The organism is Nocardia sp. NPDC004604 (assembly GCF_040609795.1).
Taxonomy (GTDB): Bacteria; Actinomycetota; Actinomycetes; order Mycobacteriales; family Mycobacteriaceae; genus Nocardia.
On record NZ_JBEXLC010000091.1, the window covers coordinates 21,846 to 35,371 of the forward strand.

Consider the following 13,526-nt stretch of genomic DNA (forward strand, 5'->3'; position numbering starts at 1 on the left):
AAGGCGGAAAGGAGCACGATATGCCACCCCATCTGATCGACGGCGAGCCGCATCAGCACTCCCATGACCGCCCCAAGCGTGCGCGCACGCTTGGAGAGGCACTGCGCATCGGCATCGGCGGACCGGTCGGTTCGGGCAAGACCGCCCTGGTGGCCGCTCTGTGCCGGCAGCTGCGCGATGAACTCTCCCTCGCGGTGCTGACCAATGACATCTACACCACCGAGGACGCCGACTTCCTGCGCCGCAACGCGGTGCTGCCGGACGAGCGGATCACCGCCGTCCAGACCGGTGGCTGCCCGCACACCGCCATCCGCGACGACATCACCGCCAACCTCGACGCCATCGACGATCTGATCGCGGCCAATCCGCCGCTGGACCTGATCCTGGTGGAATCCGGCGGCGATAACCTCACCGCCACCTTTTCCTCCGGCCTGATCGATGTGCAGATCTTCGTCATCGATGTGGCGGGCGGCGATAAGGTGCCGCGCAAGGGCGGCCCCGGTGTGACCTTCTCGGATCTGCTGGTGATCAATAAGACCGATCTCGCCTCGCTGGTCGGTGCCGACCTCGGTGTAATGGAGCGCGATGCCGCCAAGGTCCGCGAGGGTCGTCGGACCGCGATGATCTCGCTGACCGAGGATCCGGCCGCCACCGACGTGCTCGCCTGGGTGCGCGAGCAACTGCACGCGATCGCCGAGCAGGATGGGTCGGCCACCGAATCCGCTGTTGCGCACTGAGGTTCGCATCGTCGCGGCCGTCGGCACACTGCCCGAGATCCACGCGAGCGGCGGGCTGGCGGTTCGGCGCACCGGTCCCGATACCGTCCATCTGATCGGCACCGCCGCGACCCCGCTCGGTGGCGACGAGCTCGATATCGAGATCGTGGTCGGCGTGGGCGCGCGGTTGGTCGTGCGCTCGGTCGCCGCCACCATCGCACTGCCCGGCGCGGCAACGCCACTGTCATTGGCGCACTGGCGTTTCGACGTCGCGGGCGCACTGGATTTCGATCCGGAGCCGACGATCGTTGCGGGCGGCGCACACCATCACGCCGTCACCGAGGTGCGGCTGACGCCCGAGGCCCGGCTGCGGCTGCGCGAACGGGTGCAGATCGGCCGCACCGGCGAGGACAACGGCGGCTGGCGTGGTGATCTCATTGCCGACGTCGGGGATCTGCCGCTGCTGCGGCACCGGCTGGAACTCGGCGCGGACGGTCCGACAGACGATAACCTGGGCGCCCCGAGAGCATTGGACAGTGAACTTGTCTACCCCGACGACCGGCCCGCGGACACGACCGGTTTGGTCGCATCCCGCCTCCCGCTGGCCATCGGTGGGACCCTGTCCACCCGAACCGGAGTGCTGCTCGGCCCGAACGGCTGACTTCCGATTCGCCGACTCGAAAATGTGTAGTCGGTCACAGCTGCGGGCCGCTCGCAGCCCCACGGGTGTAGCGGCGGTTCGGGCGGGGGAATGAAAGGAGGTGGGAACCCGACAGCGTCGTCAGGTTTCCACCCCGGTCCGGTGTTCGGTCAGCCGCCTACGACCCGAGAGGGTGCGTTGAACGCGCTGACAGCCGCCGCGGCGACCCCACAGAAATATCGATCGACCTACCGACCGGAGGGGCGCTCGGATGGGTGCGATTTGTGCCTCGGCGGATAAAGGCCGGTTTCGGGCGAATCAGCCCACTTTGCGGTTGGCCGCCTTATCGGTGAGCGCGGCCTTTCCGTTCTCCGCGGGCGGTGCACCGAGCGCGGCGGCGAGCTCGTCGGCCTCCTGTTGATCGGCCTGAACCGCCTCCACCGCGAGTCGGGCGAACACCCACTGTTCGGTGGCGGCCATCTGCCCGCGGCTGCGGCCGAGGAAGGTTACGAACCACTGGATGACGGTGATGATCCGGCTGCGGTAGCCGACCAGGTAATAGAGGTGCAGCGCCAGCCAGGCCAGCCAGGCGATGAACCCGCCGAATTCCAGCTTGCCGATCTGGCAGACGGCGCTGAACCGCGACACCGTCGCCATACTGCCCTTGTTGAAGTACTTGAACGGCTTACGATCCTGCGGTGCTTGGCCGTTCAGCCCGGCCTTGATCTGCTTGGCCGCATAGGTCGCGCCCTGGATCGCGCCCTGCGCCTGACCGGGCACATTCGGTACCGACATCAGGTCGCCGACCACGAAGACATTCGGATGGCCCTTGACGGTCAGATCGGGTTCGACGATGACGCGACCGGCGCGGTCGACCTCGGTGCCGTCGGACTGCTCTGCCAGCATCTTGCCCAGCGGGCTGCCCTGCACACCGGCCGACCACACCTTGCACGAGGATTCGATGCGGCGCACGGTGCCGTCGGCGTCCTTCACCGTGACACCGTGCGCGTCGACATTGGTGACCATGGCGTTGAGCTGGATCTCCACGCCCATCTTCTCCAGCCGCCGCTTTGCCTTACCACCCAGCTTCGGGCCCATCGGGCCGAGTACCGCGCCCGCGCCCTCGAGCAGGATCACCCGCGCATCGCGGGGATCGATGTTGTGGAAGGTGCCTTCCAGGGTTCGATCGGCGAGTTCGGCGATCTGGCCCGCCAATTCGACACCGGTGGGTCCGGCGCCGATCACCACGAAGGTGAGCAGCCGGTCCCGCAGTTCCTGGGTGACGGCCAGCTCGGCCCCTTCGAATGCGCCCAGGATGCGCGCGCGTAGCTCCAGCGCGTCATCGATGGTCTTCATGCCGGGGGCGTAAGTGGCGAACTGGTCATTACCGAAGTAGGACTGCTGCGCGCCGGTCGCCACGATCAGGCTGTCGAAACGGGTGACGGTGTTCTGGTTGAGCAGCTGCGAGGTGACCGTCTGCTGCTCGAGGTCGATATCGATGACATCGCCGAGCAAGACCTGCGCGTTCTTCTGCTTACGCAGCACCAGCCGGGTCGCGGGGGCGATCTCGCCGACGGAGAGGATGCCGGTGGCCACCTGGTAGAGCAGGGGCTGGAACAGGTGGGTCGAGGTCTTCGAGATCAAGGTGATGTCGACGTCGGCCCGCTTGAGGTGCTTGGTTCCGAACAAGCCGCCGAAGCCCGACCCGATCACCACCACCCGGTGGCGATGGTTCTCCTCGACAGACTGAGTGCTCATCGTCGGTGCTCCTCAAACCTGGGGTGGCGGCCCCTCGAACGTTACTGACCCGACTTACGGTAGTCGGCGCTCTGCTGGCCGTCACGGCGAGATCCCGGTTGTTGATGTGCTGCGATGCACCACTGCTGTCGAATACCATAGATCATGTCCGAGAATGCGTCGTTGATCGACATTCCTGACGACCATGTGATCGATCGACTATTGCGCCGGGTTCCCGAGCGTCATCATGTGCTGGCCACACCGCCACGGGGCAGCTCCGCGACCGCGGTGAGCGGCGATGCCGGACTGCCATACTTCGGGCGAGGTCTGCACTATCTGCGCTGGGGTCCGGCGGAAATGATGGACCGGTATCGCCGATACGGCCCGGTTTCACTCAATTCCTCGCTGGGATTGGATCGGGTGCTGGTCTGTGGTCCGGAGGCGATAGATGAGGTGCTCGGCAAGCGCCGCCGCGACTTCGGCCAAGGGTGGGATTACTTCATCGGCTCGTTCTTCGGGCGCGGACTACTGCTGCTCGAATTCGACGAGCACCTGTTCCATCGCCGGATCATGCAACAGGCCTTCACCAGGGAGCGGCTCGAAGCGCATCTGGCGACATTGACGCCGGTGGCGCGGGTGGCCATCGGCCGGTGGGCGTCGGAACAGGGCGGCACGGTCCGGCTCTATCCGACGATCAAGGAATTGACGCTGGAAATTGCGAGTGAGACCTTCATGGCCGTCGATGTCGGTGCGCAGCGCCGCAAACTCATCGACGCGTTCATCGATTGCACCCATGCCGGGCTCGCGATTATTCGACATTCCGTGCCCGGTGGCAACTGGCGCGCCGGGCTGCGCGGGCGGCGGGTGCTCGAGCAGTACTTCACCGAAATGCTGCCGCAGAAGCGCCGGACCGAGTCGGCGGATTTCTTCTCCGCGCTGTGTCATGCGCGCACCGAGGACGGCGCCGAATTCAGCGACGCGGATGTGGTGAACCACATGATCTTCCTCATCATGGCCGCGCACGACACCACGACGACCACCGCCACCGCCGTCGCCTATTACCTCGGCAAACATCCCGAATGGCAGCGCCGCGTGCGAGCCGAAGTGCTGCGCGTCGATGCGGAAATCGGTAGTGCCGCACCGACGATCGCCGATTTGGACCGCATGCACGACCTGGATCTGGTCATCAAGGAGAGTCTGCGGTTGATGCCGCCGGTACCCGGTTTCGTGCGGCGCGCGGTGCGCGATACCGAGATTCTCGGGCATTACATTCCGGCTGGCACGCCCGTCGATTGCGCCTATCACATCAACCACTTCCTGCCGGAGCTGTGGACCCGGCCGGACGTGTTCGATCCCGAACGCTTCGGCGAAGCGCGGCGCGAGGACAAATCGCATCGACTCGCCTGGGTGCCGTTCGGGGCGGGCGCGCACAAGTGCATCGGCATGCACTTCGGAACCCTCGAGGTGAAGACGATCATCGCGGCATTGGTACGCGATTATGAGTGGGAACTCCCGGAGGATTACCGAATGCCGTGGGGGTTCACGACAATTCCGTTCCCCCGGGATGGTGCGCCCGTGTTATTGCGTTCGCGAGCGGGTAGCTCGAATCAGCTCAGCGTCCGCTGAAAAGCAGTTCCGCGACCTTGGTGTCGGTGGCGGCACCCTCGGTGTAGCCGCCATCGCCGCCGAGCGAACTCATGATTGCCAGGGTGTAGCGCTCGCCGGGACCTGCGAAGCCGACCGAATTGACCACCCAGCCGCCCTGTTCCTCCGACCAGCCGTTCTTCAGGCCCGGCCGCATTGTCGCGCCCGCACCCCAGAGGCCCCAGTGTTGGTTGCTGTCGACCGCGCGCATGCGATCGAGCAGATAGTTCCGGTCGTCGGGATGCATATGGTTGAAGACTGAATCCATCAGCCGATCCAGATCGGCGGGCGTGCACTTCTGGAACGACCAGTCCGGGAACAACGCGGTATTGGTCGGCTGCGGAACCAGCGTCACCATGCCATTGGCGCGGAAGGCATTGTTATAGGCCATCCGATCGATGCCCGCGTATTTGTTCCAGAGGATGTCGGCGGCTTGGTCATTGGACGTGGCGAGCATGGATTCCATCAGCGCGCGGTCGTCGGGACCGAGTCCGATCACACCCGCCCGTGCGCGGTTGAGCAGGTCAACGGCGATGGCAAGTTTGATGGTGGACGCGGTCCAGACCGCATTCTCTGCATTCTCGTTCGCGTACACCCCACCGCTGACCCGATCACGGACGACGTAACCCGTCACACCGGGCCGATTCTTCAGATACGCATCGACAGCGGCGATTCGGCTGCTCATATCGCAATCGAAACCGGCCAGGCAGCCCTGCATATGCACCAGAGGCGCGGCAAAGGCCGACGGAATCAGCGCGGGGGTAGTGGGGACCAGGATCGCCGCAGCGGCGAGAACAGAGACGGAGGCGTGACGCACGAGGCAACACGATCGCACATCGGCGGGCCGGACGCACGTCTTGAGCTCTGCGCGACGCTGTGGTAGCACGCGTTGCGTGCTTGCACCGCAGTGTCTTTCGTCAGAGCGCCTAGTGAAAGGCCGCGTGTAGTTCCTCGACGGTGCGCCCGTTGAGACGGTAGCAATGAGCGAAGGCCTCGGCATGTTGGTCACGTGGCCAGGTGTGTAGCACAACGGTCCGGCCATATGAGCGCGAGTTGACCAGCTCCCATCTTTCACCGACCCGGCGGACTGTGAACCCGCCTCTCGGAACCAGGGGAATCACCATCGCCATCATTGAACGCGAACCAGCCTTTCGTGCAGCTATCCCCGTTCCTCCCCGGTTGAGCACTGTTGCACATCGAGAGCCTCGTTCCGAGGTGACACGACGAAGTAAATCGTTCGCGTGTGGCTTATTTCACTCTCGCGGGAGTGGGGCCGGAAGGTTGCGTGCTGGTCGCTGGGCGTATAAACGTGCGGGAGCGGCGAGGCGTACGGATAGGCGACTTGACGCGCAGCGCGGACATACCGGATCGACCGACGAGAGGGCGCACATGCCGCTGCACATTCATCGTGCCGAGCGTGCCGACGCGTTGGCGCAGGCACTGGCCGAGCTGCTTGCCGAGCCGTTGCCGGATGCCTTCGCGGCCGAGGTGGTCGCGGTGCCCGCCAAGGGTGTCGAGCGCTGGCTGACGCAACGGCTGTCGACCGTGCTCGGTGTGTCGGGGTGTTCGGATGGTGTCGCCGCGAATATCGAATTCCCATCTCCTGGTGCGTTGGTCGCCGAGGTGCTCGCTGCGGTGAGTGGGGTGGCGCCCGATGCGGATCCGTGGGCGTCGGAGCAGCTCGTATGGACTTTGCTGCGGGTTATCGACGCGTCGCTGGCCGAACCGTGGAGTGCGGTGCTCGCGCGGCATCTGGGCGCTGGGGATTCGGGCGGGCATCGCGTCGGGCGTCGGTACGCCACCGCCGCGCATCTGGCGGCGCTGTTCGACAGCTATGCGGCGCAGCGACCGGGGCTGATCATGGAATGGGCCAGCGGTTCCGACACCGATGGTGCCGGGCGGGCGGTGCCGGATGATCTGGTGTGGCAACCGCAGCTGTGGCGGCGGTTGCGGGCCGAGGTCGGGGTGCCGAGTCCGGCCGAACGGCTCGACGCGGCCTGTGCGCGGTTGCGGGCCGAGCCGGAGTCGGTCGATCTGCCCGAGCGGGTGTCGCTGTTCGGGGTGACGCGGTTGCCGACCGATCAGCTGGCGGTGTTGTCGGCATTGGCCGAGCGGCGCGCGGTGCATCTGTGGCTCGCGCATCCGAGTCCGGCGATGTGGACGGAGTTGGGCGGCTTGGCGCCCGCGGTCGCGCGGGGCGATGATGTCAGCGCGACGGTGCTCCGGCATCCGCTGCTGGCGGGGCTCGGACGGGATGTGCGCGAGTTGCAGCAGCGGCTCATCGGTGCGGGCGCCAGCGATGCGCATCATGGCTCGACACCCGTTGGCGGGCAGGGAGATTCGAGCCGAACGCTGCTGACCGCACTGCAATCCGGAATTCGGGACGATATGTGGCCGCCGGGACCCGCGACTTTCGACGGCGCAACCGTCGAGGTGCATTCCTGCCATGGACCGGCGCGGCAGGTGGAGGTATTGCGGGAGTGCCTGCTCGGATTGTTCGCCGCCGATGACACGCTGGAACCGCGGGATGTGCTGATCATGTGTCCCGATGTCGAGGCCTACGCGCCGCTGGTGCGGGCGGCATTCGGGCAGAAGCAGGTGGGATCTGTTGAGGCGGTGGGGGATTCGGCGCATCCGGCGCATCTGCTGCGCGTACGGCTCGCCGATCGCGGGCGCGGGGTGACCAATCCGATGCTCGCGGTGATCGCGGTGCTGCTCGAGCTCGCCGATGGGCGGGTGACGGTTACCCAGGTCCTGGATCTGGCGGCGTCCGAAACCGTCCGGCGCCGTTGCGGTTTCGATGACGATGATATCGAGCGTTTGCGCGAATGGGCGGCCGAATCCGGCGCGCGCTGGGGGATCGGACAGCGGCAGCGGCAGGCGTTCGGGCTGGCCGACTTCGCGCAGAACACGCTGAACAGCGCGGTGGATCGAATCCTGCTCGGGGTGACCGCGGACGAATCCGCCGACGACTGGCTGGATCTCGCGCTGCCGTTGGACGATGTAGACAGCAATGATGTCGATCTGGCCGGTCGGTTCGCGGAATTCATCGACCGGCTCGCGGTGTGCCTGCGGGATCTGCGTGGGCCGCGTCCGGCCCACGAATGGGCGCAGGTCCTCGGCCGCTGCCTCGATCTGCTCACCGATGTGCCCGATAGTCAGGCATGGGTGCGCACCGAGGCCCGCCGCGAGCTGGCCGCGGCTACCGACCATGCGGGCGATGTGCCATTGCGGCTGGCCGATATCGGTGTGCTGCTGTCGAGTCGACTCGCGGCGCGGCCGACCAGAGCCAATTTCCGTACCGGTGAGCTGACCGTGTGCACGATGGTGCCGATGCGTTCGGTGCCACATCGGGTGGTGGTGCTGCTCGGGCTCGACGACGAGGTCTTCCCGCGGACCAGCGGCGTCGACGGCGATGACGTGCTCGCGCGCAATCCGCTACTCGGCGAACGGGATGCGCGCAGCGAGGACCGCCAGCTGCTGCTGGACGCGGTGCTCGCGGCCACCGAGCGGCTGCTGATCTTCCACACCGGCGCCGACCCGGTGACCGGCGCGCACCGCCCGCCCGCGATCCCGGTCGCTGAACTGCTGGCCGTGCTGCGTGCACACGTCGGCGCGGACGGGATGGACGCGGTGGTGACCCGACACCCATTGCAGGGCTTCGACCGTCGCAATTTCCGCGCCGAGCGGCCCTTCAGCTTCGACACTGTCGCACTCGCCGGTGCCGAGGCGGCCGGACAGCCCGCACAGCCGCGGCCCGCATTCCTGCCGGCGCCGCTGCCCGCACCCGAACTCACCGATATCGCACTGGCCGATCTGATTTCGTTCGTCGAGCATCCGGTGCGTGCGTTCCTGTGGCAGCGCCTCGGTCTGCGCGTCCCCGAACACGAAGAGGACATTGCCGACCGGCTGCCCATCGAACTCGACGGCCTCGCGAAATGGGAGCTCGGCGAACGACTGCTGGCCGCGCGGCTGACGGGTGCGGACCCGTCGACCCTGCGTGCGGCGGAATGGCGGCGCGGAACATTGCCGCCGTTCGGATTCGGCGGCGCAGTCCTCGACGAGGTGGAATCCACGGTGGACAAGTTGGTCCGCGCGGCGCTGCCCGAGTACGAGGGTGCGTCGCGTGCGGTCGATATTGCGGTGGATCTGGGCAATGGCCGCCGACTCACCGGCACGGTGCCCGAGGTGCGTGGAGAATCACTGGTTCGCACCACATTCTCCCGGCTGGCTCCGAAACACCGTATTGCCGCGTGGGTTTCGCTGCTCGCCCTGGCCGTCACCGAGGACCGCAGTTGGCGCGCAGTCACCACCGGGCGTGGCCAATTCGGCCGTCCCGCATGGCGTTCCGAGCTGACTGCCCCGGAACCGCCTGCTGCACTGGCGATTCTGCGTGAATTGGTCCGATTGCGTGACGCGGGCCTGACCGAACCGCTGCCGATCGCGCCCTCCGCCACCGCCGTGTACGCCGAACGTCGCTTCCGCGGGTCGAACGCCGAGGAGGCCATCGCCGCCGCCGAACGCGAGTTCAACGGCGGCCCCAATGGCCCCGGCCCGTTCGGCGATCACACCGACCGCCATCTTCGCTACATCTGGGGCCGAGCCCCGCGCCTGGAACACCTCATGGCAAGCCCCGCCCCGGCGGGTGAACCCGGCGAAACCACCCGCTTCGGCGCTTTGGCTCGCCGCATGTGGGCACCCCTGCTCGCTGCCGAGAGCCAGGGACAGCCGTGAGTGGTATCGCGGGGATTCGCCGTGCGCCTGGTCCGGGATCACGGCTCAATGGTCCGGCGCGCCTACCGCATGATGGCCGGATTCGGGTGGACGGTGGAACAGTCAATTGGCATCGGAAGTGGATGGTGTGCATGAGCATTGCGAGCGTCGCATGCGCCGCTTCGCGATCGGTGAAAGCCGGTCGGGCATGACCATTGAAGACACCGCGTTCGCCGCGCCGCCATTGGATACCGACCGATTCGACCCGAACGGACCTTTGCCGACGGGCACGACCGTACTCGAGGCGAGTGCGGGGACCGGTAAGACACATGCGATCGTCGGATTGGCGGTGCGGTATGTGGCCGAGATCGGGATCGATATCTCGCAGTTGCTGCTGGTGACGTTCAGTCGGGCGGCCACGCAGGAGCTGCGGGAGCGGACGCGGGATAGGTTCGTCGCGGTGGCTGCGGCATTGGCGGATCCGGAGGCCGCGCGAGCGCATGGCGATGAGTTGGTTCGGCTTGTCGCGCAGGCGGATTCGGACGAGGTGCGACGGCGCAGGCGGCGATTGCTCACGGCGCTTTCGGATTTCGATGCAGGAACCATCGCGACAACGCACAGTTTCTGCCAGCGGATGCTCGACGAGCTCGGGTTGGCGGGAGAGCACGATCCCAGGTCCCGGCTGGTCGAGACGATCGATGAGCTGATCGGGACGGTCGCCGACGACCTCTACCTGAACCGGTATGCCCGTGCCGAGCCGCCGTTTTCGCTGAAGGAGGCGCATACGCTGGCGCTGGCGGCGGTGCAGGATCGGCACGCGGTGCTGGTGCCGGAGGGCGCGGGACCGGCGGGGGAGCGGGTCGCCTTCGCCGCCGCCGTGCGGGCGGAGACCGAGCGCCGCAAGCGCCTGGCCGGATTGCGCGACTTCGACGATCTGCTGGTGCTGTTGCACGATGTGCTCGCCGATCCGGTGCACGGCCCGCGGGCGTGCCGTCGCATTCGCGACCGGTATCGGGTCGCCTTGGTCGACGAATTCCAGGACACCGATCCGCTGCAATGGGACATCCTGCGGCTGGCCTTTCACGGACATTCGGCCCTGGTTCTCGTCGGCGACCCGAAGCAGGCCATCTACGCCTTCCGCGGCGCGGAGGTGCTCAGCTATCTCGACGCCGTCGCACACGCCGACACCCGCAAGGAGCTCACCGATAACTGGCGCAGCGATGCAGGACTGCTCGCCGCACTGGATCACCTGCAGGGCGGTGCGGCGTTGGGGCACAAGGAGATCACCGTCTACCCGGTCGCGGCGACACGTGGCTGGACGCGACTGTCCGGCCCGGCGGAACTGACGACGCCGCTGCGGATGCGGTGTCTGCCGCGCACCGGGGCCGGCCCGCTGAACAAGTCGGGATTCCCGGCGGTCGGGCGCATGCGCGCGAAGGTCGCCGACGACCTCGCCGCGGATATCGTGCGGCTGCTGGAATCCGATGTGCTGTTCGAGGCGAAGGCCGGACCGAGGCCGATCGGGCCCGGCGATATCGCGGTGCTGGTGCGGACGCGATCCCAAATCGATGTGGTGCGTACGGCTTTGGACCGGGTCGGCGTCGCCTCCGTCCTTGCCGGTGGCATCAGCGTATTCGGCACCGGCAGCGCGACGGACTGGCTCTGGCTCTTGCGCGCCCTGGAACAGCCGCATCGCTCCGACCGCGTGCGACTGGCCGCCTGCACACCACTGCTCGGCCTCACTGCCGCCGAAATCGATAGCGGCGGTGCGGATCTGGTCGGCCGCGTCAGCGCGCAACTGCGCGAAGCGGCCCGGCTGTTCGCCCGCGCGGGATTTGCCGCCGTCTTCGAAAAGATCTCCGCCGAAGCGAATCTGGCGCAGCGGCTGCTGTCGATCGAGAACGGCGAACGGGAGCTGACCGATCTTCGGCATATCGCCCAACTGCTGGACCAGGTCGCGCTGACCGAAGGGCTCGGCCTCACCGCGCTGACCCGCTGGCTCGCCGACCGGGTGCGCGATCCGGCCTCGGGATCGGTCACCGACCGCAGCCGTCGACTCGACCGCGATGCCGCGGCTGTCCAGATCGCCACCGTGCACGCCAGCAAGGGCCTCGAATTCCCTATTGTCTATCTGCCTTTCGCCTGGGACAACGCGAGGAATCCGTACCCGCAGACCCTGCTGTTCCACACCGACGACGGCGCCCGCGTCCTCGATGTCGGCGGCCAGGACGCCTCCGGCTACGGCGCGCGCAAGCTGCGCAGCGAAACCGAGGAGGCGGGTGAGGAACTGCGTTTGCTGTACGTCGCGCTCACTCGCGCGATGTGTCAGATCGTCGCCTGGTGGGCACCGGCGATCACCACGGCCAACGCACCGCTGCACCGGATGGTCCTCGGCCGCCCGGACGGCGGCGATCTGGTGCCGAGTAAGGCGGCGGTGCCTGCGGATTCCGTTGCGGTATCCATGCTTTCGGCGTGGGCCGCCGGTGCGCCGGAGGGGATTTCGGTGGCGGGCGTCGAGGGCACCGATGCGGTCGAGATCCGCCGGGTGCGCACCGAACCGCCAACCGGTGCTCTCGCCGCGGCTGAGTTCGCCCGCACCATGGACCTGCAGTGGCGTCGCACCTCCTATTCGGCATTGACCGCGGGCGCTCATGACGTGGCGATCCCGGAGGCCGAACCCGAAGATGAACGCGGCCCGTCCGATGAGCCCGGCGCGCCGGTCCTGGTCGACGCCGAACCCGCGGTATCGGATGCGGCCCCGTCACTGATGAACGCCCTGCCCTACGGTGCGGAATTCGGCACCCTCGTACACGGCGTGCTAGAGCGAATCGATACGGACGCACCGGATCTCGCCACCGAGGTGCACACCCGCTGCCGGGAGGCGACCGAAGAGCTGATGGCCGAGGTCGATCCGATGGTCCTCGGTAATGCCCTGCTCGCTGTTCTGCACACGCCACTCGGATTCGGTTGTCTCGCAGACATTTCCAACCGGAACAAGCTCAATGAACTCGACTTCGAACTCCCGCTCGCGGGCGGCGACATTCCGGGTGCGCACACCGTTACCCTGCGCCGCATCGCGGAACTGCTGCGCACCCATCTTCCGGCCGACGACGCCCTGTCCAGCTACGCCGACCAACTCGCGGCGCTGGACGATGCCCCACTGCGTGGCTATCTGACCGGCAGTATCGATGCCGTCCTGCGTGTCACCGAAAAGCCCGGTGTCGAACCACGATTCGTCATCGTCGACTACAAGACCAACCGTCTCGGCACCGGCGACCTCACCGTCGAGCACTACACCCACGACCGCATGGCCGCCGAAATGCTGCGCTCCCACTACCCCCTCCAGGCCCTCCTGTACGCGGTGGCACTGCACCGCTACCTGCGCTGGCGGCTGCCCGCCTACGAACCGGCACGGCACCTCGGCGGCGCTCGCTATCTCTTCGTCCGCGGCATGATCGGTCTCGAAACTCCCACGGGGCGCGGTGTTTTCGAATGGAATCCACCCGCCGCCTTGATTGTGGCATTGTCCGATCTGCTCGCCGGGGAGGACCGATGACCTCGATTCAGTTGGCCCAGCGGGGTACCGGGCTGCTGCGCCTGTTCAACGAGGCCGGTGTGTTGTCCGCGGCCGACGTACACGTCGCACTGCGACTGGGGCGGATGGGCCGGGAAGCCTCGGAAGAGGTGCTGTTCGCGGCGGCGCTCGCGGTGCGGGCGGTGCGTTCGGGTTCGGTGTGCCTGGAACTACACCGCATGCGCGAGATCGGCGTCGATGCCGATGAAACCTGGGATGCCGGTTCGGGAATCGACCCGGCGACGCTGCCATGGCCAGATATCGATGCCGTCGTCGCGGCACTGCGCGTGAGTCCATTGGTCTGCGGCGGATCGGCCGGTCCGTTGCAGCCATTACGTCTGGTCGAGGCACAGGCCACCCGGGACGCGGGTCCATTGCTCTATTTGGACCGGTACTACCAGCAGGAGCAGACGATCCGCCGGGTGCTCACCGAACGTTCCGGTCTTCTCTGTAGGTGTCACTTCAGTTCCTAAATATTTTTCAAAAGACAAAGTAGGATTAG

General features: G+C 66.8%; 7 protein-coding genes and 1 pseudogene. 6 read left to right on the forward strand and 2 right to left on the reverse strand.

The genetic code is table 11. The features are described 5' to 3' along the window. Positions 1-20: 20 nt before the first annotated feature. Positions 21-737 carry an urease accessory protein UreG gene (ureG, locus tag ABZW16_RS28545; protein WP_354959159.1) on the forward strand — a complete coding sequence of 239 codons (717 nt, stop codon included), beginning with the start codon at positions 21-23 and terminating at the stop codon, positions 735-737. Then, positions 727-1,377 (forward strand): urease accessory protein UreD, encoded by a 651-nt coding sequence (locus ABZW16_RS28550; protein WP_354959160.1) that lies wholly within the window; start codon positions 727-729, stop codon positions 1,375-1,377. Before ureG ends, ABZW16_RS28550 begins: the two co-directional genes overlap by 11 nt. A 297-nt stretch (positions 1,378-1,674) precedes the next feature. On the opposite strand, the gene ABZW16_RS28555 is transcribed toward ABZW16_RS28550, so the two are convergent. Beyond that, the gene (locus ABZW16_RS28555; RefSeq protein WP_354959161.1) at positions 1,675-3,114 is read right to left on the reverse strand and encodes an NAD(P)/FAD-dependent oxidoreductase; all 1,440 of its coding nucleotides are present in this window, start codon (positions 3,112-3,114) and stop codon (positions 1,675-1,677) included. A 144-nt stretch (positions 3,115-3,258) separates the two neighbouring features. Here ABZW16_RS28555 and ABZW16_RS28560 point away from each other — a divergent pair, with 144 nt between their 5' ends. Beyond that, positions 3,259-4,719, forward strand: a complete 1,461-nt coding sequence (locus ABZW16_RS28560; protein WP_354959162.1) for a cytochrome P450 — start codon at positions 3,259-3,261, stop codon at positions 4,717-4,719. Here the strand turns inward: ABZW16_RS28560 and ABZW16_RS28565 are convergent. Next, the gene (locus tag ABZW16_RS28565) at positions 4,706-5,554 is read right to left on the reverse strand and encodes a tat pathway signal sequence (protein ID WP_354959163.1); all 849 of its coding nucleotides are present in this window, start codon (positions 5,552-5,554) and stop codon (positions 4,706-4,708) included. The genes ABZW16_RS28560 and ABZW16_RS28565 overlap by 14 nt on opposite strands. Positions 5,555-6,126: 572 nt before the next feature. Between ABZW16_RS28565 and recC the strand changes: the two genes are divergently transcribed. From recC to ABZW16_RS28580, 3 genes and pseudogenes are all read left to right on the forward strand, one after another. Further along, positions 6,127-9,471 carry an exodeoxyribonuclease V subunit gamma gene (gene recC / locus ABZW16_RS28570; RefSeq protein ID WP_354959164.1) on the forward strand — a complete coding sequence of 1,115 codons (3,345 nt, stop codon included), beginning with the start codon at positions 6,127-6,129 and terminating at the stop codon, positions 9,469-9,471. A 187-nt stretch (positions 9,472-9,658) separates the two neighbouring features. Further along, the gene (locus ABZW16_RS28575; RefSeq protein WP_354959165.1) at positions 9,659-13,006 is read left to right on the forward strand and encodes a UvrD-helicase domain-containing protein; all 3,348 of its coding nucleotides are present in this window, start codon (positions 9,659-9,661) and stop codon (positions 13,004-13,006) included. Beyond that, positions 13,003-13,464 (forward strand): annotated as a pseudogene (locus ABZW16_RS28580) (exodeoxyribonuclease V subunit alpha); the annotation flags it as partial. The gene ABZW16_RS28575 and the pseudogene ABZW16_RS28580, both read left to right, overlap by 4 nt. Positions 13,465-13,526 lie beyond the last annotated feature (62 nt).

Excerpts from the sequence above, each read along its gene's own strand:
- ureG (WP_354959159.1), top strand. The coding sequence starts at position 21 with ATGCCACCCCATCTGATCGACGGCGAGCCGCATCAGCACTCCCATGAC.
- ABZW16_RS28555 (WP_354959161.1), bottom strand. The coding sequence starts at position 3,114 with ATGAGCACTCAGTCTGTCGAGGAGAACCATCGCCACCGGGTGGTGGTG.
- ABZW16_RS28560 (WP_354959162.1), top strand. The coding sequence starts at position 3,259 with ATGTCCGAGAATGCGTCGTTGATCGACATTCCTGACGACCATGTGATC.
- recC (WP_354959164.1), top strand. The coding sequence starts at position 6,127 with ATGCCGCTGCACATTCATCGTGCCGAGCGTGCCGACGCGTTGGCGCAG.
- ABZW16_RS28575 (WP_354959165.1), top strand. The coding sequence starts at position 9,659 with ATGACCATTGAAGACACCGCGTTCGCCGCGCCGCCATTGGATACCGAC.